22 protein-coding genes are annotated in these 24,501 nt (G+C 65.3%); 14 read left to right on the top strand and 8 right to left on the bottom strand.

Going from position 1 to position 24,501, the window contains the following annotated elements; genetic code table 11:
• Position 1: 1 nt before the first annotated feature.
• The gene (locus ShzoTeo12_RS01545) at positions 2-400 is read left to right on the top strand and encodes a hypothetical protein (RefSeq protein ID WP_318910978.1); all 399 of its coding nucleotides are present in this window, start codon (positions 2-4) and stop codon (positions 398-400) included.
• Between the two features lie 95 nt (positions 401-495).
• Here ShzoTeo12_RS01545 and ShzoTeo12_RS01550 read toward each other — a convergent pair whose 3' ends face one another.
• Positions 496-624, bottom strand: coding sequence for a hypothetical protein (locus ShzoTeo12_RS01550; protein WP_281048104.1), 129 nt, complete (start codon positions 622-624; stop codon positions 496-498).
• Positions 625-688: 64 nt separating this feature from the next.
• On the opposite strand from ShzoTeo12_RS01550, the gene ShzoTeo12_RS01555 reads away from it, so the two are divergent.
• Genes ShzoTeo12_RS01555 through ShzoTeo12_RS01565 form a run of 3 tightly spaced genes read left to right on the top strand, consistent with a single transcriptional unit; the run spans position 689 to position 2,160 of the window.
• A complete protein-coding gene (locus ShzoTeo12_RS01555; protein ID WP_119257718.1) occupies positions 689-1,252 on the top strand; it encodes a rod-binding protein in 564 nt (187 codons plus the stop codon).
• Positions 1,253-1,267: 15 nt separating this feature from the next.
• On the top strand, positions 1,268-1,636 hold the full coding sequence (locus ShzoTeo12_RS01560; RefSeq protein ID WP_119257719.1) for a hypothetical protein: 369 nt from the start codon (positions 1,268-1,270) through the stop codon (positions 1,634-1,636).
• Complete coding sequence (locus tag ShzoTeo12_RS01565; protein ID WP_119257720.1) at positions 1,633-2,160, top strand: hypothetical protein; 528 nt, start codon at positions 1,633-1,635, stop codon at positions 2,158-2,160. Before ShzoTeo12_RS01560 ends, ShzoTeo12_RS01565 begins: the two co-directional genes overlap by 4 nt.
• Positions 2,161-2,295: 135 nt before the next feature.
• Here ShzoTeo12_RS01565 and ShzoTeo12_RS01570 read toward each other — a convergent pair whose 3' ends face one another.
• Positions 2,296-3,075: a WecB/TagA/CpsF family glycosyltransferase gene (locus tag ShzoTeo12_RS01570; protein ID WP_318910980.1), complete on the bottom strand. Its 780-nt coding sequence runs from the start codon at positions 3,073-3,075 to the stop codon at positions 2,296-2,298.
• 425 nt (positions 3,076-3,500) lie between these two features.
• Here ShzoTeo12_RS01570 and folD point away from each other — a divergent pair, with 425 nt between their 5' ends.
• Positions 3,501-4,400, top strand: a complete 900-nt coding sequence (gene folD, locus ShzoTeo12_RS01575) for a bifunctional methylenetetrahydrofolate dehydrogenase/methenyltetrahydrofolate cyclohydrolase FolD (RefSeq protein ID WP_318910981.1) — start codon at positions 3,501-3,503, stop codon at positions 4,398-4,400.
• Between the two features lie 36 nt (positions 4,401-4,436).
• Here the strand turns inward: folD and ShzoTeo12_RS01580 are convergent, their stop codons facing one another.
• Positions 4,437-5,462, bottom strand: a complete 1,026-nt coding sequence (locus tag ShzoTeo12_RS01580; protein ID WP_318910982.1) for a substrate-binding domain-containing protein — start codon at positions 5,460-5,462, stop codon at positions 4,437-4,439.
• Positions 5,463-5,786: 324 nt separating this feature from the next.
• On the opposite strand from ShzoTeo12_RS01580, the gene ShzoTeo12_RS01585 reads away from it, so the two are divergent.
• From ShzoTeo12_RS01585 to ShzoTeo12_RS01610, 6 genes are all read left to right on the top strand, one after another.
• A complete protein-coding gene (locus ShzoTeo12_RS01585) occupies positions 5,787-7,127 on the top strand; it encodes an ABC transporter substrate-binding protein (protein WP_413251110.1) in 1,341 nt (446 codons plus the stop codon).
• A gap of 133 nt (positions 7,128-7,260) precedes the next feature.
• A complete protein-coding gene (locus tag ShzoTeo12_RS01590) occupies positions 7,261-8,271 on the top strand; it encodes a sugar ABC transporter permease (protein ID WP_318910985.1) in 1,011 nt (336 codons plus the stop codon).
• A 1-nt stretch (position 8,272) separates the two neighbouring features.
• On the top strand, positions 8,273-9,418 hold the full coding sequence (locus ShzoTeo12_RS01595; RefSeq protein WP_318910987.1) for a carbohydrate ABC transporter permease: 1,146 nt from the start codon (positions 8,273-8,275) through the stop codon (positions 9,416-9,418).
• Between the two features lie 23 nt (positions 9,419-9,441).
• Positions 9,442-11,094 carry an alpha-glucosidase family protein gene (locus ShzoTeo12_RS01600; RefSeq protein ID WP_318910989.1) on the top strand — a complete coding sequence of 551 codons (1,653 nt, stop codon included), beginning with the start codon at positions 9,442-9,444 and terminating at the stop codon, positions 11,092-11,094.
• A gap of 32 nt (positions 11,095-11,126) precedes the next feature.
• Positions 11,127-12,218 carry an ABC transporter ATP-binding protein gene (locus tag ShzoTeo12_RS01605; RefSeq protein WP_119257728.1) on the top strand — a complete coding sequence of 364 codons (1,092 nt, stop codon included), beginning with the start codon at positions 11,127-11,129 and terminating at the stop codon, positions 12,216-12,218.
• Between the two features lie 114 nt (positions 12,219-12,332).
• The gene (locus tag ShzoTeo12_RS01610; protein WP_318910991.1) at positions 12,333-12,746 is read left to right on the top strand and encodes a hypothetical protein; all 414 of its coding nucleotides are present in this window, start codon (positions 12,333-12,335) and stop codon (positions 12,744-12,746) included.
• Positions 12,747-12,925: 179 nt separating this feature from the next.
• On the opposite strand, the gene edd is transcribed toward ShzoTeo12_RS01610, so the two are convergent.
• From edd to ShzoTeo12_RS01635, 5 genes are all read right to left on the bottom strand, one after another.
• Positions 12,926-14,746 carry a phosphogluconate dehydratase gene (gene edd, locus ShzoTeo12_RS01615; protein ID WP_318910993.1) on the bottom strand — a complete coding sequence of 607 codons (1,821 nt, stop codon included), beginning with the start codon at positions 14,744-14,746 and terminating at the stop codon, positions 12,926-12,928.
• Positions 14,747-14,871: 125 nt separating this feature from the next.
• Entirely contained in the window at positions 14,872-15,570 is a 699-nt protein-coding gene (gene pgl / locus ShzoTeo12_RS01620; RefSeq protein ID WP_318910995.1) for a 6-phosphogluconolactonase, read from the bottom strand.
• A gap of 9 nt (positions 15,571-15,579) precedes the next feature.
• The gene (gene zwf, locus ShzoTeo12_RS01625; RefSeq protein WP_119257732.1) at positions 15,580-17,052 is read right to left on the bottom strand and encodes a glucose-6-phosphate dehydrogenase; all 1,473 of its coding nucleotides are present in this window, start codon (positions 17,050-17,052) and stop codon (positions 15,580-15,582) included.
• A 95-nt stretch (positions 17,053-17,147) separates the two neighbouring features.
• Positions 17,148-18,431, bottom strand: a complete 1,284-nt coding sequence (locus tag ShzoTeo12_RS01630; RefSeq protein WP_318910996.1) for an FAD-binding oxidoreductase — start codon at positions 18,429-18,431, stop codon at positions 17,148-17,150.
• Positions 18,432-18,525: 94 nt separating this feature from the next.
• Positions 18,526-19,965 carry a glutamine synthetase family protein gene (locus ShzoTeo12_RS01635; protein ID WP_119257734.1) on the bottom strand — a complete coding sequence of 480 codons (1,440 nt, stop codon included), beginning with the start codon at positions 19,963-19,965 and terminating at the stop codon, positions 18,526-18,528.
• Positions 19,966-20,130: 165 nt separating this feature from the next.
• Here ShzoTeo12_RS01635 and ShzoTeo12_RS01640 point away from each other — a divergent pair, with 165 nt between their 5' ends.
• The 3 genes from ShzoTeo12_RS01640 (at position 20,131) to ShzoTeo12_RS01650 (ending at position 24,373) form a co-directional block, all read left to right on the top strand.
• Positions 20,131-21,312, top strand: a complete 1,182-nt coding sequence (locus ShzoTeo12_RS01640; protein WP_318910999.1) for an NAD(P)/FAD-dependent oxidoreductase — start codon at positions 20,131-20,133, stop codon at positions 21,310-21,312.
• A 158-nt stretch (positions 21,313-21,470) separates the two neighbouring features.
• Entirely contained in the window at positions 21,471-21,611 is a 141-nt protein-coding gene (locus tag ShzoTeo12_RS01645; protein WP_162911444.1) for a hypothetical protein, read from the top strand.
• Between the two features lie 239 nt (positions 21,612-21,850).
• Positions 21,851-24,373 (top strand): HAMP domain-containing methyl-accepting chemotaxis protein, encoded by a 2,523-nt coding sequence (locus ShzoTeo12_RS01650; RefSeq protein WP_318911002.1) that lies wholly within the window; start codon positions 21,851-21,853, stop codon positions 24,371-24,373.
• Positions 24,374-24,501: the final 128 nt, after the last annotated feature.

The following is a 24,501-nucleotide window of genomic DNA, read 5'->3' on the forward strand; positions in this document are numbered from 1 at the left end:
CATGGCGCAGAACCGCTCGGACAAGCTCAAGCGGCTGGTGACGGTGCAGCGCCATCTGGAGAAGATGGCGGAGATCGACCTTGCCAGCACCACCCGCCAGCGGCAGGAAGTGGCGGAGACGATGACCGTGGTGGTCGATGCGATCAACTCGCTCGATCCGGTGCACCGCAGCTTCTCGCGGCACTATTCCGGCCAGTACAGCAGGCTCCAGCAGCAGGAGCAGATGCTGGCAAACGTGCAGGAAATGCACGAGATGCGCGTCGTGCGTGAGCGCACCAAGGGCGACCGGATGGAAGACCGCATGAAGGAGGCGCGCGACGCCGAGGACCGCGCGGCTGCGGACGACGCGATCTACGATCTCATCGACCAGCATCTCGCCTACAGGTCGGACGACACGTAGGTCCTTTCGACTATCCGGCCAAATATCCGGAAAGACAGGCGATTTACCGTCCTCTCATCAAGCTTGCGTGAAAATGGATTCGGCGGCCGGTGGCGTCACGGCTTCGTCATCCGCCACCAGCCTCCCGTAAGGTTGAGCAGCGATAGTCGCATCAGGACGATGACGAGGTTTGCCGAAGCAGCCGTGGCAATGGCGCGGGCGGACCGGATGTCCACTATGGTCATGAGGCCGGCGGACCGCCATGAGGACGGGTCCGGCACGCGGGAATCACCTGAAAGGCTTTGAGACGTGGCAATAACTCCCCCCAGCGATCTGGTGCTCGACGTTGTGCGCGCCGCCGATCCGGCACAGGTTCAGGAAGCGCAGGCCAAGCTGAAATCGAACAGGGCCGCCTTCGAGGCGACCAGCCTTGCCGAGGCGGGCGCCGGCTTCCAGGCCGCCGTCGGCATTCTCAATCGGGATACGACCACCGCCAGCCACGCGGCGAGCGCGGGCGTTCAGGCTGTCGGCGGAAAGAATATCCCGGAGCACCTGCGCAAGTTCGAATCCATGGTGCTGCAGAATTTCGTGAAGTCGATGATGCCCGCCGAGAGCGAGGAGCTTTACGGCAAGGGCACGGCCGGCGAGATGTGGCGCGGCATGATGGCCGACCAGCTCGGCGATGCGATCGCCAAGGGCGGCGGTATCGGCATTGCCGAAAGCCTCGCCAAGAAGAGCGGCATCACCACCAATCCGCGGGACAAGGATGTCGACCGCGTCGCCGCCGGCATGGTGCAGACCATGCAGCGCGAGGCCTTTGCCGACCTGACGCCCGGCATCAAGGACGATCACAAGAAATCGCATAAGGTTTAAGCGGAGCATAACAAAATGGAACAGGCGAACAACGAACTCCGGATCCGCACCGTTCTCGGCCGACTCGAGACGATCATCGACAACGAGAACGACAGCATCGGCAGCGACCCGGAATTCGACCTGCCGACGTCGAACGCCCACAAGAGCCGCTGCCTCTATGAGCTCGCCATGCTGACGCGCGACGTGCCGCCGGACGAGGTGCCGCCGACCTTCTCCACGCAGCTCGGGCGCCTGCGCGAAAAGCTGGCCACGAACGCCCAGCGCATCTCCGCCCATCTGGAAGCCGTGCGCGAGGTCGTCACCATCCTGAAGAATGCCGTGCAGGACCTCGAGGCTGACGGCACCTATTCGCAGGAACAGTTCCGCCTGGGTTACGGCACATGATCAAGCTCGTCGGCACCGGCGTCTGGATCCTCGCGATCACGCTCGCCTCGGTCTATTTCTCGCTGAAGATGGCCTCGGCCCCCAAGGTCGACACGGCCGCCGCCGCGCGCGAGGCCGCGATGGAATTCGTCAGCGGCTATACGACCACCGTGCCGGTGATCGGCGAGGGCGGCGTCAGCGGCTACCTGCTGACCAAGCTCGCCTACAAGGCCAACAAGGAGCTTGCCGCCAAGCAGGTCGTGCCGCTGCCGGAGATGATTACCGACGAACTCTATACCCTGCTCGTCGGCAAGAAGATGATCGATGTCGGGGCGACCGGCAATTTCGATCTCGACGCCTTCCGCGGCGTGGTGAAGGAGGGGCTGAACCGTCGCTTCGGCGCGGAGGTCATCGCCGAGGTCTATGTCGAGCAGATCGACTATCTCACCACCGCCTCCGTGGAGGATCCGCCGCAGAAGAAGGGCGTGACCCTTTTGAAGGGCGAAGTCCCGACCGTCGAGCAGACGCAGAAGAGCGGGCACTGATCCCCGCCATATAGCAATTCCGGCAAAAGTGCGCAGCGGTTTTGCGTCCGGAGTTGCGTAGAAACAAGGAGATAGAGCGTTCTCGCGATTCGGGGAAAAGCGGAAACGCTCTAGGAGTGCAGGAAGGCCGGTTCGTCAGATCGAGCCGGCCTTTGCCGTTGCTGCCGGGCCGTGCGCCGGCCTTGGTCGCGCCAGCTTGTGGCGAAGCACATGGCAAAGGAGGAGGGGAGCGGCGAGATCGGGCTTCCGGGCAAGGCGGGCGGCGATGCCCTGCCTGCCGGCGGCCTCGGGACGCCGGGAACCGTCGGCCGGCACGTCGAACAGTCCGCGCACGCTGAGGACGAGCCGCGCATCCCCGGCGCCGGCATGGCGGTCGATCCACTTTTCCTGCGCGGGGCTTCCCATCGATACGACGAGGATATCCGCGCGGGCGGCGCGGACGCGGTCCACGATCGCGCCGGATTCTTCCTGATCGAATGCGCCGTCGGCGATCGGCAGGATGGTGTGCCAGGGGGCATGGCGCTGCAGGTCCCCGGCCGCCTGCTTCAATGTTTCCGACGTGCCGCCGATCAGGGCGACGCGCATCGGCCTGGCGAGGTAGGTCAGGAGCGCCGGAACGAAGGCCGTGCCGGTGAAGCGTGCGGGAAAGCGCTTGCCGTGCAGCATGCGCGAGGCCATGTCGATGCCGCTTCCCTCGGGCATGACGATCTGCCGCTCCAGCACGGCACGGTATTCCGCATCCCATGTCAGGCGATTGGCGTTTCTTGCATCGAGGAAGGCGATGACGTTCTGGCCGAAGGGCATGGTCGCCACTTCCTCGGCAAGCGAGAAGCTTTCGGCCCAGCCGAGATCGCAGACCGCAAGGCCGAGTATCTCCCGCTGGGAGGCGACGATGTTGCCCGATGCGAAGGCCATGGCCCGGTTCCCTCATACGACTTTCGGCAATCCCGCTTCGAACGGATTGCTTCGCGGCCGGTCTAGCAAGTCCGGCTGAAGGGCCGTTTAAGGAATTCCGGAAAAGGTGAGGGAAGGTGTTCATCCTTCGCTAACCATGAGGCTAAGGCATTGATGTTGCGTATAATTTCTTCGAGAAAGGCTGCCGCTGCGGTAAAAATCCTCCAGGCAACATGGAACAAAGGCCGGCGGTATGAGTGGTTTCGCCATGCCGCATCGCGGCTCCCCTCATCGCTGACAGGAAAAAGGGCCTCCGGTCGATTTCGTGTGCTCTTCCCGTCGATGGCGCTTGAATTTATGTGTTTTGGACAGCATAGGGCGTTGAGAGGCCATCCCGCCGAACGGCCGCCCCGCTAGGGTGGCGCAATTCATTCAGGGAGAGAAATGTGACCACCATTATCGATGGGAAGCAGGTTGCCGCTTCCGTGATTGACGCCGTGAAAGCCGCGACCGTCGCGCTCGAAAAGGATGCCGGCTTTAAGCCCGGTCTTGCTGTCGTCATCGTCGGCGACGATCCGGCCAGCCACGCCTATGTTTCCTCCAAGAGCCGCATGGCCAAGGAATGCGGCTTCAACTCCGTCCAGCACACGCTGCCGGAGGAGACGACGCAGGAAGAGCTCGCCCATCTGGTGGAAACGCTGAATGCCGACGAGACCATCCACGGCATCCTCGTGCAGCTCCCCCTCCCGAAACACCTCGATTCCGACCCGATCATCCAGTCGATCCGGCCCGAGAAGGACGTCGATGGCCTGCATGTCGTCAATGCCGGCAAGGTGGCGACGGGCGATCTCGACGGCGGTCTCGTCTCCTGCACGCCGGCCGGCGCCATGGTCTTCGTGCGCCGCATCCACGGCAACGATCTCTCCGGCCTCAATGCCGTGGTGATCGGCCGCTCCAACCTCTTCGGCAAGCCGATGTCGGCCCTGCTGCTCGCCGCCAATGCGACGGTGACGACGGCCCATTCGCGCACGAAGGACCTTGCCGCCGTCTGCCGCAACGCCGATATCCTCGTCGCCGCCGTCGGCCGGCCGGAAATGGTGAAGGCCGATTGGGTCAAGCCCGGCGCGACCGTCATCGATGTCGGCATCAACCGCGTTCCCGCGCCGGAAAAGGGTGAGGGCAAGTCGCGCCTCGTCGGCGATGTCGCCTTCGAGGAATGCGCGAAGGTCGCGGGCGTCATCACGCCGGTTCCCGGCGGCGTCGGCCCCATGACCATCGCCATGCTGATGGCCAATACCGTCATCGCCGCCTATCGCAAGGCCGGCAGGACGCCGCCGAAGTTCTGAACCGCTTCCCGCAAAAGGCGCCCTCGGGGCGCCTTTTCATCTGGCGGGTGCCGGCCCCGTGGAGGCGCGCACGATGAGGTCCGCCTTCCACAATTCCTGCTGCGGCACCGTTTCGAGCTGCAGGATTTCCGCGATGAGCCGCCGCGCGATGCGCTGGCCGGCGGCGCGCAGCGACGAGCGCGTCGTCGTCAGCGGCACCATGAAATTCTCCGGCTTCAGCATCGGCAGCACGTCGTCATGGGCGATGAGGGAGATGTCCGTGCCGAGTTTCAGGCCGGCCTGGTTGATCGCCCGCACGGCCCCGAGCGCCAGCACGGTGCTGGAGCACAGCACGGCCGTCGGCGGCGTCTCCAGCCGGAGGAAGCGCTCCATGGCGCGGAAGCCGTACTCGTCCGTCATCTGCGAATGCTGTACGCACTCCTCGCGCAGCACGAGCCCGTATTCGCCGAGCGCCCGCTCGGTGCCCTTGCGGCGGCGCATCGCGAAGGTGAGATAGTCCGGTCCGTTGATGAGGGCGAAGTGCCGGTGGCCGAGCTGGGTGAGCAGCCGCGCCGCATCGTAGAAGAGGCCGGTATTGTCGATGTCGAGGAACGGATAGTCGGACGGAATGCCGATGGAGCGCCCATGCACGATGAAGGGCGTCTTGAGCGACTTCATCATGGCGATGCGCGGGTCCTTCTCGCGCATATAGGCGAAGAACAGCGCATCCACATTGCCGCTTGCCACCAGCCGCCGGCAGGTGGCGACCTCGTCCTCGGGATGGCTCGGATTGATGACGAAGTGGAAGTCATGCTTGACCGCCTCGTCGCCGAGCCCGGCCAGGAACTCGCCGAAATGCACGTCGGACTGGATGCCGTCGGCCGTCGGCATGACGAGGCCGATGGAGCCGGCGCGGCCGGTCGCAAGGCGCTGGGCCGCACGGTTGGGGCGGTAGCCGGTCTCCCGGACGGCATCGAGCACGCGCTGGCGGGTTTCGGCATTGACCTCCGGATAACCGTTCAAAGCCCTGCTCACGGTTGTCTGGGAGAGGCCCAGCAATTGCGATAACTGCTTGAGATTCACATGCTTAGCTTTCTAGAACTATTCAAAGCGCTTTGGATTTCTGGCGCGCATATCTCCGGATTGTCCCAAGGCGCCCCGGCATCTAACATCAGCAAATCCGCGAGTAAAAGCGGATTTGGGCTTTTTGCGTTGCAAAACTACGCTGCGCTGCGTCAGCCCCGCGCCTTTCGCTCAAGTGGGGAAGGGTACTTGACGAAGGCGCGGGGGAAATGGGATGAAAGTGCATCCAAAGCGCTTTGAATTTGGGGGCGTTTTTGAAAATGCCCGCCCGGGGAGAGGGCGGGTTTGCTATGGGAGGCAAATCAGGTGAAGAAGACCTTGTTGATGACCGCTGCCCTCGCGCTCTTCATGGCGGGCGGCGCCGTTTCGGCCGATCTGAAGTTCAAGCCCGGTGAGGATTCCCGGTTCAACTGGCAGAGCCTGGAGGATTTCAGGAAGGGCCACGACCTCAAGGGCCAGACGCTCACCATTTTCGGCCCCTGGCGCGGCGAGGACGAAGCGCTCTTCAAGAATGTCTATGCCTATTTCGTCGAGGCGACGGGCGTCGACCTGAAATACTCCTCCTCCGAGAACTACGAGCAGCAGATCGTCATCGACACGCAGGCCGGCAGCCCGCCGGACGTCGCCATCCTGCCGCAGCCGGGCCTCATCGCCGACCTCGCCTCCAAGGGCTACCTGACGCCGCTCGGCGACGAGACCAAGAAGTGGCTGCTCGACAACTATGCCGCCGGCCAGTCCTGGGTCGATCTTTCGACCTTCAAGGGCAAGGACGGCACGGCCGCGCTCTATGCCTTCCCCTACAAGATCGACGTGAAGTCGCTCGTCTGGTACGTGCCCGAAAACTTCGAGGACGCCGGCTATGAAGTGCCGAAGACCATGGAAGATCTCAAGGCGCTGACGGAAAAGATCGTCGCCGATGGCGGCACGCCCTGGTGCATCGGCCTCGGTTCGGGCGGCGCCACCGGCTGGCCGGCGACCGACTGGGTCGAGGACCTGATGCTGCGCACGGCATCGCCGGAAACCTACGACAAGTGGGTCAAGAACGAGATCCCCTTCACCGATGCCGCCGTGGTCGGCGCGCTCGACGAATTCGGCTGGTTCGCCAAGAACGACACGTTCGTCGACGGCGGCGCGGCGGCGGTCGCCTCCACCGACTTCCGCGACAGCCCGAAGGGCCTCTTCGCCTCGCCGCCGAAATGCTACCTGCACCATCAGGCATCCTTCATCCCGTCCTTCTTCCCGGAGGGCACGGTGGTCGGCCAGGATGCGGACTTCTTCTACATGCCGCCCTATGCCAGCAAGCCGGAACTCGGCAACCCGGTCCTCGGTGCCGGCACGCTCGCCATGATCACCAAGGACACGCCCGCCTCGCGCGCCTTCATCGAGTTCCTCAAGACGCCGATCGCCCATGAAGTCTGGATGGCGCAGTCGAGCTTCCTGACGCCCTTCAAGAGCGCCAACAAGGAAGCCTATGCCAATGCCCCGATGAAGAAGCAGGGCGAGATCCTGCTCGATTCGACGACCTTCCGCTTCGACGGTTCCGACCTGATGCCGGGCAAGATCGGCGCGGGCGCGTTCTGGACGGGCATGGTCGATTTCGTCGGCGGCAAGTCGGCCAACGACGTCGCGGCCGATATCCAGAAGGCCTGGGACGCCATCAAGTAATCCGGCGAACCGGCCGGCATCCCCGGCCGGTTTCCCACGCATGCGAAGTGCACCGGACATGCGGCAAGGCCGCGTGGACGATCGATGCGCCTCCGAGGGTTCTTGAGGGGAGCATTCCTGGGGAGGAGCTGCCATGTCGCAATTGTTATTCGCCGTCTTCACGATGGTCGGGGGCGTGCTCGCCTGTGCCGCCTATTTCTTCGGGACCAACTGGCTGCTCGACAGGATCTTCCCCTCCAAGGGGCGGACGGGGGCCGAGGCGTCCCGCAACCTCAGGATCACCAATGCCATCCGGCCGTGGCTGTTCATGGCGCCGGCGCTTTTCGCGCTCGCCATCTATCTCGTCTATCCCGTCTTCGAATCGGTGCGCCTCTCCTTCCACGACCGCTCCGGCACCCGCTTCGTCGGCTTCAGCAATTTCGCCTGGATGATCAATGACGGCGAGTTCCGCCAGTCGATCTTCAACAATTTCCTCTGGCTGCTGGTGGTGCCGGCGCTCGCCACCTTCTTCGGCCTCGTCATCGCCGCGCTCACCGACCGCATCTGGTGGGGCAATATCGCCAAGACCCTGATCTTCATGCCGATGGCGATCTCCTTCGTCGGCGCCGCCGTCATCTGGAAATTCGTCTACGATTTCCGCTCGGAGGGCTCCGAGCAGATCGGCATCCTCAATGCCGTCGTCGTTGCCCTCGGCGGCACGCCCGAGGCGTGGATGACCATTCCCTTCTGGAACAACTTCTTCCTCATGGTGATCCTGATCTGGATTCAGACCGGCTTTGCCATGGTCATCCTCTCCGCGGCCCTGCGCGGCATTCCGGAAGAGACCATCGAGGCGGCCGTCATCGACGGGGCGAACGGCTTCCAGATCTTCTTCAAGATCATGGTGCCGCAGATCTGGGGCACGATTGCCGTCGTCTGGACGACGATCACCATCCTCGTCCTTAAGGTCTTCGACATCGTGCTCGCGATGACCAACGGCCAGTGGCAGACGCAGGTCTTGGCGAACCTGATGTTCGACTGGATGTTCCGCGGCGGCGGTGACTTCGGCCGCGGCGCGGCCATCGCCGTCGTCATCATGATCCTCGTCGTTCCGATCATGATCTGGAACATCCGCAACGCCACCCGGGAAATGGAAGGCCATTGAGATGATCGCATCGTCCCGTTCGCCGCTCATCATCCTCGTCCATCTTTCGGTCCTGCTGCTCGTTGCGCTCTGGACGCTGCCGACCGCGGGCCTGTTGATCTCCTCGCTGCGCGACAAGGACCAGCTCGCCGTCTCCGGCTGGTGGACGGCGCTCTCAACCTCCTCGCAGAACCTCACCGGCCGCGCGAGCGCGCCGGATGCCCAGGTCGAGCGTGACGGCAAGTTCGTCATCTCCGGCAACCTGACGGAGGGCGGCTCGGCCAAGGTCTCGGCCTTCGGCGTCCGCCCCATGCAGCCCGCCGCCTTCGAGCCGGGCACGGCCGCCGATATCGGCGACGGCCAGACGCTGACCGTCAACGAGGACGGCAGCTACGAACTCGTCTCGCCGGCGAAGATGGAAGGCACGCGCGGCCAGCGCATCTTCTACACCGCCTCCGTCCCGCCGCGCTTCACGCTCGACAATTATCGCGAGGTGCTGAGCGCCGCCGGCATCGGCTCGTCCTTCATCAATTCGCTGACGGTGGCGATCCCCTCGACCATCATCCCGATCCTCGTCGCCGCCTTCTGCGCCTATGCGTTGGCCTGGATGCCGTTTCCCGGCCGGGCGATCCTCATCGCGGTCATCGTCGGCCTGCTCGTCGTGCCGTTGCAGATGTCGCTGATCCCGCTGCTCCGGCTCTATAACGGCGTCGGCGCCTTCTTCGGCGTGCCGGCCAAGACCTATGTCGGCATCTGGCTCGCCCATATGGGCTTCGGCCTGCCGCTCGCCATCTACCTCCTGCGCAACTACATGGCCGGCCTGCCGCGCGAGATCATGGAATCGGCCCGCGTCGACGGCGCGTCCGATTTCGACATCTTCGTGAAGATCATCCTGCCGCTCTCCTTCCCGGCGCTCGCCTCCTTCGCCATCTTCCAGTTCCTGTGGACATGGAACGACCTGCTCGTCGCCATGGTCTTCCTCGGCACGGGCAATGACGAGCTGGTGCTGACCGGGCGCCTCGTGAACCTCCTCGGCTCGCGCGGCGGCAACTGGGAAATCCTCACGGCCTCCGCCTTCATCACCATCGTCGTCCCCCTTATCGTCTTCTTCAGCCTGCAGCGCTATCTCGTGCGCGGCCTGCTGGCGGGGTCGGTCAAGGGCGGCTGACGCATACCTATAGGACAAGCAGAATGACGACGTCGGATTCCACCCTTCTCACGCCGGACAAGGACTGGTGGCGCGGCGCGGTGATCTACCAGATCTATCCGCGCTCCTTCCAGGACACCAATGGCGACGGGATCGGCGACCTCAAGGGCATCACCGAGCGCCTTGCCCATGTCGCGTCCCTCGGCGTGGACGCGATCTGGATTTCGCCCTTCTTCACCTCGCCGATGAAGGACTTCGGCTACGACGTCTCGGATTATCTCGATGTCGACCCGATCTTCGGGGAGCTTGCCGATTTCGACGCGCTGATCGCCGAGGCCCACCGGCTCGACATCCGCGTGATGATCGACCTCGTGCTGTCGCACACCTCCGACAAGCATCCCTGGTTCGTCGAAAGCCGCTCGCGGCGGACCAATCCCAAGGCGGACTGGTATGTCTGGGCGGATTCGAAGCCCGACGGCACGCCGCCCAACAACTGGCTGGCGATCTTCGGCGGCTCCGCCTGGCAGTGGGACGCAACGCGCCTGCAATATTACATGCACAATTTCCTGACCTCGCAGCCGGATTTGAACCTGCACAATCCGGAAGTTCAGGACGCGCTGCTCTCCGTCGCCCGCTTCTGGCTGGAGCGCGGCGTCGACGGCTTCCGCCTCGACACGATCAACTTCTACTTCCACGACAAGGAGCTGCGCGACAACCCGTCGCTTCCCCCCGAGCGCCGCAACGCGCAGACGGCGCCCGCCGTGAACCCCTACAACTACCAGGAACATCTCTACGACAAGAACCAGCCGGAGAACCTCGAATTCCTCAAACGCTTCCGCGCGCTTCTCGAGGAATTCCCGGCCATCGCGGCGGTCGGCGAGGTGGGTGACAGCCAGCGCGGCCTCGAGATCGCCGGCGAATACACCTCCGGAGGCGACAAGATGCACATGTGCTACGCCTTCGAGTTCCTGGCGCCCGATCCGCTGACGCCGGCCTTCGTCGCCGAGACGCAGCATGCGCTGGAAAAGGCGGCGCCCGAAGGCTGGGTCTGCTGGGCCTTCTCCAACCATGACGTCATGCGCCATGTCAGCCGCTGGGGCTTCGGCGTGACGGATCACGAGGCGCATGCCAGGCTGCTGGCGAGCCTCCTAATGTCGCTGCGCGGCTCCGTCTGCATCTATCAGGGCGAGGAACTGGCCTTGCCGGAGGCCGAGCTTGCCTACGAGGATCTGCAGGATCCCTACGGCATCCAGTTCTGGCCGGATTTCAAGGGCCGCGACGGCTGCCGCACGCCAATGGTCTGGAGTGCCGGCGAGCAGTCCGGCGGCTTCAGCGATGGCAGGCCCTGGCTGCCGGTCTCTGCCGCCCATCTGGAGCGTGCGGTCGACGTGCAGGAGGGCGACGAGGCGTCGGTCCTGTCGCACTACCGCCGCTTCCTCGCCTTCCGCAAGGAGCACGTGGCGCTGGTCAAGGGCGACATCGAATTCCTTTCGGCCGAAGGGGCGATCCTCTCCTTCGTGCGCAGCCACGGCAACGAGAAGGTCTTCTGCGCCTTCAACATGAGCCCGGTGCCGCGCCTTGCCGACCTGCCGTCCGGCACGCTGGAGGTGCTGGAAGGCCATGGCTTCGCTAGCCTGATGCATGAGGAAAATATAGAACTTCCGGCCTGGAGCGGGTTTTTCGCCCGCTTCGCGTGACCACTGCGCCAAAACGTAAAGGGGAGAGAGACATGACAGGGCTGGTGCTCAGGGATATTCGCAAGTCCTACGGCGCGGTGGATGTGATCCACGGCATCGATCTCGATATCAAGCAGGGCGAGTTCATCGTCTTCGTCGGCCCGTCCGGCTGTGGCAAGTCGACCCTCCTGCGCATGATCGCGGGCCTCGAAGAGATCACCGGCGGCGACATGACCATCGACGGCGAGCGAGTCAACGACGTGCCGCCCTCCAAGCGCGGCATCGCCATGGTCTTCCAGTCCTACGCGCTCTATCCGCACATGACCGTCTACGACAACATGGCCTTCGGCATGCGGATCGCCGGCGAGAGCAAGGAGGAGATCGACCGCCGCGTGCGCTCGGCCGCCGATATCCTCCAGCTCACCCAATATCTCGACCGCCTGCCCAAGGCGCTGTCGGGCGGCCAGCGCCAGCGCGTCGCCATCGGCCGCGCCATCTGCCGCGACCCCAAGGTCTTCCTCTTCGACGAGCCGCTGTCGAACCTCGATGCCGCCTTGCGTGTCGCCACCCGCATCGAGATCGCCAAGCTCAACGAGCAGATGGCCGACACGACGATGATCTACGTGACGCACGACCAGGTGGAGGCGATGACGCTCGCCGACCGCATCGTCGTGCTCTCGGCCGGCCATATCGAGCAGGTCGGCCCGCCGCTGGAGCTCTACGAGCGCCCGGCGAACCTCTTCGTCGCCCGCTTCATCGGTTCGCCCGCCATGAACATCATCCCGGCGAAGATCACCGCCGCCGGTGAGGCGACCGCGCTGGAACTGACCGGCGGGCGCACCTCCAGCGTCGATATCCCGACGGCGGCCTCCGAAGTCGGCAAGACGGCGAGCTTCGGCGTGCGGCCGGAAGACCTGCAGATCACCACCGGCGAGGACTTCCTCTTCGAGGGTACCGTCTCCATCGTCGAGGCACTCGGCGAGGTGACGCTGCTCTATATCGAGGGCCTCGTGCCGGGCGAGCCGATCATCGCGAAGATCCCCGGCATCCTTGCCGTCAGGCGCGGCGACAAGGTCCGCTTCACCGCAGATAAGGCGCGGCTGCATCTCTTCGACGCGGCCGGGAACAGCTACCGCGCCGCTTGAGCGTGGGCGCTGAGACAGGGACGGGCAGCAGGATTTCGCCTTGCCGCTCAACCCGTTATTAAGCCTTGCCGGGCTAGCTTTCCCGCAAATCGAAAGTGCCGGGGCAGCAGGCGGATGAGCATCTATGGGCAAGGGCAGCGGGGCAGCTACCTGAACAAGGAAGAGTCCTTCATGTACGATCGGGAAAAGTCCTTCCCGATGGAGGATACCTGCAACGAGGCCCGCATCGAGTTCACCGAGAGCGGCGGGCTCGTCAACCTCGTCTCCCGCCGCGGCATCATTACCAAGCTCTCACGCAGCGGCGCCGTCATCACCATGACGACCAAGTTCCAGCTGCCGCGCAATTTCTACCTCGACATCGTCAGCGCCCGCATCCCGATGATCGGATGCCTGACGCAGCGCATCTATACGAACGACGTGGTGGAGGCCCGCTTCCTGCGGCTCCTGTCCGACAAGGACCTGCAGCGCATCTTCGTCTACTCGACGCATCGGAACCATCAGGGCCGGACGCTGGATATCTATAGCTGAGGGCTTGGGAGGCGCTGCCCCTCATCCGGCCTGCCGGCCACCTTCTCCCCGCAAGCGGGGAGAAGGAAACCGTGGCGATGCTTTCCCATGAATTGAAGGAAACCCGCGCGGCAATGTCCCTTCTCCCCGCCTGCGGGGAGAAGGTGGCCGGCAGGCCGGATGAGGGGCCGCCCGCCTGACTACGCGAACAGCACGCTCGCCCCATGGTCCGCCGGCCCCGCGATTGCGCGGAAGGGCGCGAAGAGCTCGCGGCCCATGCCGAATTCGTTGCCGGAAAGATCGGCCGTCGCCTGCGGGCGGGCGTCGAATTCGGCGGGGTCCACCAGAACCTCGATGGTGCCGTGGGCGGCGTCCAGCCGGATCGTGTCGCCGCTGCGGATGCGGCCGATCGGGCCGTTGTCGACCGCTTCGGGCGTCACATGGATGGCGGCCGGGACCTTGCCGGAGGCGCCGGACATGCGGCCGTCGGTGAGCAGCGCCACGCGCTGGCCGCGGTCCTGCAGGATGCCGAGCACGGTGGTCAGCTTGTGCAGCTCCGGCATGCCATTGGCCTTCGGGCCCTGGAAGCGGACGACCGCGATGAAGTCGCCGGTCAGCTCGCCGTTCTTGAAGGCGGCATTGAGTTCCTGCTGGTCGTGGAAGACCTTGGCCGGCGCCTCGATGACATGGCGCTCCGGCTTGACGGCGGAGATCTTGATCACCGCCTTGCCGATATTGCCGGTCAGCATCTTCAGCCCGCCGGTCGGCTGGAAGGGCGCCTCGATGCTGGCGAGGATCTTCGGATCGTGGCTGACCTTCGGTGCCGGCTCGCGGCGCACGCTGCCGTTCTCGCCGAGCCTCGGATCGATCGTATAGGCCTGGAGGCCCTGGCCGTAGACCGTGCGCACGTCGTCATGCAGCATGCCGGTCTTCAGCAGTTCCTGGATGAGGAAGCCCATGCCGCCGGCGGCATGGAAATGGTTCACGTCGGCAAGGCCGTTCGGATAGACGCGGGCGAGCAGCGGCACGACGTCGGAAAGATCGGAAATGTCCTTCCAGGTCAGCACGATGCCGGCGGCGCGCGCCATGGCGAGAAGGTGCAGCGTGTGGTTGGTCGAGCCGCCGGTGGCGTGGAGGCCCACGACGCCGTTGACGATGGACCGCTCGTCGATCATCTCGCCGGCCGGGGTGAACTCGTTGCCCCCGGCGGTGATGGCGAGCGCGCGCTTGGCGGCTTCCTTGGTCAGCGCGTCGCGCAGCGGCGTGCCGGGATTGATGAAGGAGGCGCCGGGCATGTGGAAGCCCATGATCTCCATCAGCATCTGGTTGGAATTGGCGGTGCCGTAGAAGGTGCAGGTGCCGGGGCCGTGATAGGACTTGGATTCGGCCTCCAGCAGCTCGGCGCGGCCGGCCTTGCCTTCCGCATAGAGCTGGCGCACGCGGGCCTTCTCGTCGTTCGGCAGGCCGGATGTCATAGGGCCGGCGGGGATGAAGACGGCCGGCAGGTGGCCGAAGGTCAGCGCCGCGATGGTGAGGCCCGGCACGATCTTGTCGCAGACGCCGAGATAGACGACCGAATCGAACATGTTGTGCGACAGGCCGACGCCCGCCGCCATGGCGATCAGGTCGCGCGAGAAGAGCGACAGCTCCATGCCCGGCTGACCCTGGGTAACGCCGTCGCACATGGCCGGCACGCCGCCGGCGACCTGCGCCACGCCGCCCGCCTCCCGCGCGGCCTCGCGGATCAGCGCCGGATAGGTCTCGAAGGGCTGGTGGGCCGAGAGCATGTCATTATAGGCGGTAATGATGCCGAGGTTGGGGACGCGGTCGCCGGCGAGCGCGTCCTTCTCGGCGGGGGAACAGACCGCAAAGCCGTGCGCGAGGTTGCCGCAGGAGAGCACGGCGCGGTGCACGCCCTTGGAGGCGGCGGCCTGCACGCGCTCCAGATAGGGCAGGCGGTGCGGCTTGGAACGTTCGACGATGCGGGCGGTAATGGCTTCGATGCGTTTGTCGGCGGACATGGGATCTATCCTGACTTTCTCGATTGCATTCTTGCACGGCAAGGCGAGCGGGAAAGCTTCGCCATCCGCGGGGGCAACGGCGTCTCTCGACGCCGGTCATGTTCGGCTTCAGCCGGCCGGGTGCTCTAGGGCGCCCAGTAGATATCGAGCGGCGTCGCCGCGCGCCGGAGAATGGCGCGGATCGGCATGTCGGCCTCCGGTCCGTCCTCCTTAGCGGCGGAAAGAACGTCCATCTTGCCCTGACCCTCGATATGCAGCACCAGAAGGCGGGCATCCTGAAAGCTGGTGAAGGTGAAGGTGAGGCGGGTTTCGCCCGCGCCCTCCGCTTCCATGGTGATCACGCCGCGCGGCGTCTCGGATGCGATCGCCTCGGCAAGGTTGCTGCCGCCGGGGAAGAACGAGGCCGTATGGCCGTCCGTTCCCATGCCGAGAATGGCGACGTCGAAGGGATGGCCGAGGCTTGCGGCATCGGCCGAGGCGATCTTCGCCGCTTCCTCCGCGCTGCCGGCGTCCCGGTAGAGCGGCAGGAAGGCGGCTGCCCTCGCTTTGCCCTGCAGCAGGTTGTCGGCGACGAGCAGGTGGTTCGAGCGCGGATTGTCCGCCGGCACGAAGCGCTCGTCGACCAGCGTGACCGTCACCTTGCTCCAGTCGATGTCGCGGGTGGAAAGCGCCTTGAAGAAGGCCTTGGGCGTCGAGCCGCCCGATACCGCGATGGTCGCGCGGCCGCGCGCGGCGATGCCGTCCGCGAGCGCGGCGGAAACCCGGTCCGCCAGCCCCTCGGCCAATGCCGCGCCATCCTTGAATTCATGCAGTTGCGCGCTCATCGGGCTTCCTTACGTTTCGTGCCAGGTGCGGCCGTCGCGCTCGATGAGGGCGATGGCCTGGCTCGGGCCCCAGGTGCCGGCGGTGTAGCCCTGCGCCTGCTGGCCGGTCGCTTCCCATGCCTTCAGGATCGGGTCGACCCAGCGCCAGGCGGCTTCCACCTCGTCGCGGCGCATGAAGAGCGTCTGGTTGTTGCGGATGACGTCGAGCAGCAGGCGCTCGTAGGCGTCGGCATTGCGCGCGTCGAAGGCCTCGGCGAAGCTCATGTCGAGCGAGACATTGCGCAGGCGCATGCCGCCCGGGCCGGGGTCCTTGATCATCAGCGACTGCTTGACGCCCTCGTCCGGCTGCAGGCGGATGATGAGCTGGTTGGCCTCGATGCGGCCCGCCGAAGGATCGAAGATCGAATGCGGGATCGGCTTGAAGGTGATGACGATCTCCGACATGCGCGTGGCAAGCCGCTTGCCCGTGCGGATGTAGAAGGGCACGCCCGCCCAGCGCCAGTTGCCGATCTCGGCCTTGATGGCGACGAAGGTCTCCGTGTTGGAGACGCCGCCTTCCAGCTCTTCGAGATAGCCCTTGACCGGGCCGCCCGAGGAGGCGCCGGCGCGGTACTGGCCGCGCACCGTCAGGCGCTCGACATTGTACTGGTCGATCGGCTTCAGCGCGCGCAGTACCTTGAGCTTCTCGTCGCGCACGGCCTCGGCGTCCATGGACGAGGGCACTTCCATCGCCACGAGGCAGAGAAGCTGGAGGATGTGGTTCTGCACCATGTCGCGCAGCGCGCCGGCCTTGTCGTAGTAGCCCGCGCGGCTTTCGAGGCCGACCGATTCGGCGACCGTGATCTGCACATGGTCGATATGGGCGGAGTTCCACAGCGGCTCGTAGAGCGCGTTGGCAAAGCGCAGCGCCATCAGGTTCTGCACCGTCTCCTTGCCGAGATAATGGTCGATGCGGAAGATCTGCTCTTCATGGAAGACCTTGCCGATCGTGTTGTTCAGCTCGTTGGCGGAGGCAAGGTCGCGGCCGATCGGCTTTTCGACGACGATGCGCGTCTGCTTGGTGATCAGCTTGTGGTCGCGGATCTTTTCCGAGATATCACCGAAGATGGCGGGCGCGACGGCGAGGTAGAAGGCGCGCACGCGGTCCTTGCCCTCGTCCAGCAGGGCCTTCAGCTTGTCCCAGCCCTGGTCCGATTTGGCGTCGACCGCGACATAGAACAGCCGGTCGCAGAAGATCCTGACCTGCTCGTCGTCGAATTCGCCGGCCTTCAGGTGCTCCTTCAGCGCATCGACGGCGAACTTGCGGTATTCCGCATCCGTGAAGGCGGTGCGCGACGCGCCGATGATGCGCGTCGGGTCCGAAAGCTGGCCGGCGAGCTGCCGGTGGTAGAGGGCCGGAAGGAGCTTGCGTTCCGCAAGGTCGCCGGTTCCGCCGAAGACGACATAGTCGAAGGGTTCAACGGGAATGATCTGGCTGCTCATCGGATATCTCGATCTCGTTCTGTTGGCGGGTGTTATAATCTAATCGATTTAAAAACGCCAGCGTGCAACGCAACAAAATCGGTGTTTCCATTCGATCAGAGCCTGTCGCGCAGCGCGTACCACGTCATGGCGAGGAACAGAAGCGGCGAACGGAAGCGCTGACCGCCCGGAAAGGCCGGAATTTTCAGGGCCTTCATCAGGTCGAGATCGCTGCTGCCGCCGGTTACCTCGTCGGCATAGAGCTTGCCGCAATAGTTTGACAGCATGACGCCATGGCCGGAATAGCCGCCGATGGTGGTGATGCCGGGCATGACCTCGCGCACATAGGGCTTGCGCGGCATGGTGATGCCGACGGAGCCGCCCCAGGCATGGGTGAGCTCGATGCCCTTCAGTTCCGGATAGACCTCCTCGATCTGCCGGCGGATGGGCGGCGTCATGTCGTCGAGGTTTTCCGAATAGGCTTCGCGGCCGCCGAACAGCAGCCGGCCGTCACGGGTCTTGCGGAAATAGCGCACGACGAACCGCGTGTCGGCGATGGCCTCGCCGCCGGGAATGACCGAGGGGAACCTGTCGAGCGGCACCGTCGCGCCGATGAAGGAGCGGATCGGCATGACATGCGCCGCCGTCTTCGGCTCGAGGTCGCCGATATAGGCGTTGCAGGCGATCAGTGCCTTGTCGGCGCGGATCGTGCCCGTCGCGGTGGTGATCATCGCCTTGCCGCCGGCACGCTCGATCTTCAGGGCAGGGGTCTTTTCATGCAGGCTGGCGCCGGCGGCCTGCGCGGCGCGGGCGACGCCGACCAGCAGCTTCATCGGGTGGATGTGGCCGGTGCCGGTGTCGCGGATGCCGAAGAAGAAGCGTTTCGAGCCGACGCGCTCCTCCGTCTCCGCCCGGTCCATGTAGGTCATGTGCGGATAGTCGTAGCGCGTCGCGGCGATTTCCACGTGATCGCGGAAATCCTTCTCGAAACTCGCCTTGTGGCTGACATTGAGCTGGCCGGGCACATAGTCGATGTCGAGGTTCTGGGAGGCGGTGAAATCGTGGATATGGCGCTTGGCGTCCTCGGCCATGTCGAAGAGGGCCTTTGCGCGTTCGTAGCCGAGTTCGGCCTCCAGCTCCTCCGCCTCGGCGCGCTGGCCGGTGCCGAGCTGGCCGCCGTTGCGCCCGGACGCGCCGTCGCCGAAGCGGTGCGCCTCGATGAGCGTGACGCGCACGCCCTTCCGCGCGAGATTGTAGGCAGCCTGCAGGCCGGTGAAGCCGCCGCCGACGATGGCGACATCGGTCTCGACGGATCCGTCGAGGGGGGCATATTCGGGACGCTCGCCGACGCTTGCCTCATACCAGGAGACGCCGGGGGAAATCGGGCTTTGCCAGGGCATTGCACACACTCGTGTTCGAGAGGGTGCAGCGGCGCGCCGGGGCGCCGCCGCTCTCAGGGTCTGGTCTCTCGCAGCGGCCCGGACCGCCGGCCGCTCAGACGTTGAGCAGCAGGAACTCGCGTTCCCAGGGGCTGATCACCTGCATGAAGGTCTCGAACTCGCCCCGCTTGACGCCGGCATAGAGGCCGATGAACTCGGCGCTCAGCACCTCGGCCAGAGCCGGATCGGATTCGAGCAGCGACACGGCCTCCAGCAGGCCGCGCGGCAGGTCGATAGAGCCCTCGTTGGCGGTGTCCTCCGTCGGCGCGGTCGGCTCGAGCTTGTTCATGATGCCGAGCAGGCCGCAGCCGAGCGAGGCCGCGAGCGCGAGATAGGGGTTGGCGTCCGAGCCGGGAAGCCGGTTCTCGATGCGCCGCGCCGCAGCGTCCGATACCGGCACGCGGAAGGCCGTCGTGCGGTTGTCGTAGCCCCAGGCATTGTTGACGGGCGCCGACATGTCGGGTGTCAGGCGCCGGTAGGAATTCACATAGGGCGCCATCATGACCAGCGTCTTCGGCACATAGGCCTGCATGCCGCCGATGAAGTGGAAGAACTCCTGCGAGGCCGATCCGTCCGGATTGGAGAAGACGTTCCGGCCGGTCTCGATCTCCACCACGGACTGGTGGATGTGCATGGCCGAGCCCGCCTGTCCCTGCATGGGCTTGGCCATGAAGGTGGCGTAGATGCCGTGCTTCATCGCCGCTTCGCGGATCGTGCGCTTGAACAGGAACACCTGGTCGGCGAGCTCGACGGGATCGCCGTGGCGCAGGTTGATCTCGAGCTGCGCCGGGCCCTCCTCGTGGATCAGGGTATCGATCTCGAGCCCCTGCTTTTCCGAGAAGTGGTAGATGTCGTCGATCAGCTCGTCGAACTCGTTGATGCCGGCGATGGAATAGCCCTGGCCGCCCTGGATGGCGCGGCCGGAGCGGCCCTTCGGCGGATGCAGCGGATAGTCCGGGTCGTCGTTGACGGCGACGAGGTAGAACTCGATCTCCGGCGCCACCACCGGCTTCCAGCCGCGGTCGCTATACATCTTGACGACGTTTTTCAGCACGTTGCGCGGCGTGTAGGGCACGTTCTCGCCGGTCGAACCGACGATGTCGCAGATGACCTGCGCGGTCGGGTCGGTCTCCCACGGCACGACGGAAAGCGTCGAAAGATCCGGCACGAGCTTCAGGTCGCTGTCGCGCGGCTCGTAGCGGAAATTGCCGGTCTCCTCCGGATAGTCGCCGGAGATCGTGTGGCGATAGAGCGCCGACGGCAGCGCCAGCGAGGTGTTCGAGGTGAACTTCGACGACGGCATCATCTTGCCGCGCGGCACCCCTGCAAGGTCCGGCGTGATGCATTCGATGTCTTCGATGCCGCGGGCGCGAAGCCAGTCTGCGGCGTCCTTCCAGGTCTTTACCCCGCGCGGCACGCTGATGGCGGGAGGGATTTTAGAGGAGCGTGCGGCCTTTTCGATGGTGGGGGTAACGACTTTCTTTTTGGACGGCATGAGACACCGGGTTTGGTTGACGATGCGCCATCATAGCCGGAGTTTGACCCTTGGCTAGCTCCCCCCGGGGGGTAGAAAAGACGATTTTTCAGGAATTTGCGCGCTTTTCGCCGGTTGACTTTCGCTCGCGATGGCCGAAAGGAAGGCAAAACGGGGATCGGACACGTGGCGGAACGGCGAGACGTCGTCATCATCGGAGCGGGCGCGGCGGGCATGATGTGCGCCATCGAGGCGGGCCGGCGCGGCCGCCGCGTGCTGGTGCTCGACCATGCCTGCGCGCCCGGCGAGAAGATCCGCATTTCCGGCGGCGGGCGCTGCAACTTCACCAATATCCATGCCGGGCCGAAGAACTTCCTCTCGGCCAATCCGCATTTCTGCAAGTCGGCGCTCGCCCGCTACACGCCGCGCGACTTCCTCGACCTCGTCGAGCGCCACCGCATCTCCTGGCACGAGAAGACCCTCGGCCAGCTCTTCTGCGATAATTCGGCGAAGGACATCATCGCCATGCTGCTGGCGGAGATGAAGGCCGTCGGCGCGGACTTGCGTCTTTCCACGTCGATCAGCGCCGTCGAGCATGACGGTGCATCCTTCCGGGTCGTCACTGAAAACGGAACCGTGGACGCCGCATCGCTGGTGATCGCGACCGGCGGCAAGTCGATCCCCAAGATGGGCGCCACCGGCTTTGCCTACCGCATCGCCGAGCAGTTCGGCCTGCCTCTGGTCGAAACGCGCGCCGGCCTCGTCCCGCTGATGCTCGATCCGGCAACGCTCGCCGCCCATGAGGGCCTGCCCGGCGTGTCGGTGGAGGTCGTCGCCCGCCACGGCCGGACGGAGTTCCGCGAGGCGGCGCTCTTCACCCATCGCGGCCTCAGCGGCCCCGCCATCCTGCAGATCTCGTCCTACTGGCGGGAAGGCGAGGAGATTGCCCTGACGATCCGTCCCGATGTGGATTTCGCCGCGATCGTTGCCGCCGCCCGGCGGCAGAACGGCCGCCAGGCGCTGCAGACCGTGCTGGCGGAGCACATGCCGAAGAAGCTGGCGCAGCTCCTCGTCACCGAGCTCGGCATCGACGGCCCGCTCGCCGAGCAGTCGGGAAAGCGTATCGAGGCGCTCGTCCAGCGCCTTCGCGACTGGCGTCTGCGCCCGCCGGCCTCGGAAGGCTACCGCACGGCGGAAGTCACCCTCGGCGGCGTCGATACCGCCGCGCTCGATTCGCGCAGCATGGCGGCCAAGGCGGTGCCGGGGCTCCATTTCGTCGGCGAGGCGGTGGACGTCACCGGCTGGCTCGGCGGCTATAATTTCCAATGGGCCTGGGCCTCGGGCTTTGCCGCGGGGCAGGTGGCCTGACGGGCATTTACCATCCTTTAAGGCCTTGCGGCGGATGCTGTCTCAGGTCGGCGTTTCCGGGCTTTCCAGCCTGACGGGCGGGGAGCGGGGACAACATGATGTGGGCCGGCTGGCCGGTTGATCCGGATTGCCTGTATCTCGTAACGGAGTGTCGCCGCATGCCCGCCAGAAACCGCCAAGCCCGCGCCCTCGCCATCGCCGCCACCGCCGGGGAGAGCCGTCGCCGGCTTGCCGCCGTCGGCATCAATTGCGCCCTCGCCGCTGGCCTCCTCGCGCTGCTCGCCATGCTGGCGTTCTGAGGGCAGCCGGTTGTCATAAATCGGTTTAAAAAGTGAGAGAATTTTAAAGATTGCCGCCGAATATCGCCGGATAGGGTTCCGGATGCCGCGTCGCCGTCAGGGTTGCCGCGCGGCTGGCAATGACTGCTCCCCCGGATGCGCGGCATTGCGGCCGCATGAAAGTCGGTAATCCGGCGTCCGAATCCTGGGGAGGCCCGAAAAGGGCAGGGGTGGAGCACGCCGACAACGGATGTTCCGCCATGTTCATTGATAAGATTCTCGCCCGCTTCAAGATCCAGACCAAGGTTCTTGTCTTCATCCTGCCATTCGTTCTCAGCATCTGCGCGGTCGGCTTCACCGGCCTTTATGCGTCCGGCCTCCTGCAGGGTCGCATGGAAATCTCCAACAGCGTTCTCCAGTCGCTGAGCGGCTTCAAGGACGTCTATGCCGGCATGAACCGCTTCCTGCGCGAGACCTCCGAGGAAAGCCGCGACGCCGTGCACGAGCGGCTGAGCGCGCAGGGCGCCGTCCTGCAGGCGACGATGGATGCGCTGGCGCCCGACGCCGACAAGTCGCGCCTTATCGATGCGCAGGCCCAGACGAAGGATATCGAGGCCCGCATGGACGGCCTCTGGGCGCTCTATGTACAGGAAAACGACCTGCACGGTGCGATGGGCAACACCCTCAATGCTCTCGGCGCCGACCAGGTGAAGATCCTCGACGAGGCCACCAAGCTCCAGCGCTCCGTGCGGCAGAACGAGAATGCCGCCAAGAGCATGCTGCGCGAGGCCGAACGCCTGACCAATGCCAGCAAGTTCTTCGCCGATTTCCTCGCCGATTTCGGCAAGGGCGCAACCCCCGAGGAGCAGCTCAAGCTCGTCAAGGAACGCTATCCGCTCATTTCCAAGACCGAGCGCTCGATCACGACGATCCTGCCGAAGAGCCAGAAGGTCGTTTCCATCACCATCCGCAACACGATCGACGAGCTCGGCGGCTTCCTGTCGTCCTCCGATCCGGCGGCCGTCACCATTCCGGACATCGGGCGGCGCGTCAGCCGCTTCCGCCAGGTCGCCATCCAGCTCCAGGGCGCGGCCGGCGAGAAGATGCGCGAGGCGACCCGCCTCTTCACCGAGCTCGACGAGCCGATCATCAAGTCCGAGGCGATCCTCGCCGCCACGCGCAAGCTCGTCTCCACCATCGACGACATCAAGGTCGGGGCTGCGCGCTTCCTCGGCCAGACGTCGGACACCAATCGCGTCAAGCTGCTCGGCCATCTCGCCATCCTGCGCATCGACATGAAGGGCCTGCGCGGCAGCGCGAGCGGCCTTGAGTTCTTCGACACGGTCGACGAGAGCCTGTCGCCGATGCTGGAGCGGATGGAGGCCGACAGCGCCGCCCTCGTGAAGATCAGCACCGAGCGCGCCGCCGATTTCGAGGCCGCCGGCCAGTCGATCGACACGATCTGGAACCTCCTCAGCCAGTTCGCCGAGGAGCAGAAGACCAGCGCCGGCACCGAGCGCGAGAAGGCCAACCAGGTCTCGGTGCTCGCGACCGTCGCGGGCGCGGCCATCGCCATCCTCGCCGGCATCGCGCTGGTGCTGACGCTGAAGGGGCCGATCGGCCAGATCACCGGCGCCATGCGCCGGCTTGCCGACGGCTTCCTCGATACCGGCATTTCCGGCGAAGGCCGCGCCGACGAGATCGGCGACATGGCCCGCGCGCTCGGCGTCTTCAAGGAGAACGCCCTGTCGAAGATCCGCATCGAGGAGGAGAGCGAGCAGCAGCGCACCGCGGCGGAAGCCGAGCGCGCCCGCAACGACGCCGAAAAGCAGTCTCTCGACCGCGAGATCGACTTCGCCGTCAATGCCCTCGCCGCCGGCCTCGGCCGTCTTGCGCAGGGCGACCTGTCGCGCCAGATCGAGACGCCCTTCAACGGCCGCCTCGAGCAGCTCCGCCAGGACTTCAACGTCTCGCTCGTCCGCCTTCAGGATACGCTCGGCCAGATCCGCACCAATGCGCTGTCGATCCAGCGCAGCGGCTCGGACATGCTGCAATCGGCCGATGCGCTCTCCAAGCGCACCGAATCGCAGGCCTCCTCGCTGGAGGAGACGGCGGCTGCCGTGGAGCAGATCACCGCCACCGTGCGCTCCTCCGCCGAGCGGGCGCATGAGGCGAACCTCGTCGTCGGCACGACGAAGCGCAGCGCCGACAGCTCCGCCGAGGTCGTCAGCAATGCGATCGCCGCCATGGGCCGCATCGAGGGCGCCTCGCGCCAGATCGAGCAGATCATCGAGGTGATCGACGACATCGCCTTCCAGACCAACCTGCTGGCGCTCAATGCCGGCATCGAGGCCGCCCGCGCTGGCGAGGCGGGCAAGGGCTTTGCGGTCGTGGCGCAGGAAGTGCGCGAGCTGGCCCAGCGTTCGGCCAGCGCCGCCCGCGAGATCAAGGGCCTCATCGAGAAGTCGACGAGCGAGGTCAGCGCCGGCGCGCATCTCGTGCAGGAAACCGGCTCCGTGCTCGCCTCGATCAGCCAGCAGATCGTCACCGTCAGCCAGCATGTGGATATGATGGCGACGGCAAGCCGCGACCAGGCGGCGGCGCTGCAGGAGGTCAACGGCTCCGTCAACCAGATGGACCAGATGACCCAGCAGAACGCCTCGATGGTCGACCTGACGACCGCCGCAAGCCGCAAGCTGGCGGGCGATGCCGACACGCTGATGATGCTGGTCGAGCAGTTCCGCCTGGAGGCGAACGAAGAGGTGCTGTACCGCGCGGCCTGATCACCGCCGCACAGGAAACGAACCCCCGGCGCGCAGGGAGCCCGCCGGGGGGTTTGCTGCTTCACGGCTGGCAAGAGCGGCCTGTGACAAACCGAGGACGCATTCGCGGCTATCATCCGGCTGGTGTG

This window comes from Shinella zoogloeoides, from assembly GCF_033705735.1.
Lineage (GTDB): Bacteria > Pseudomonadota > Alphaproteobacteria > Rhizobiales > Rhizobiaceae > Shinella > Shinella zoogloeoides_A.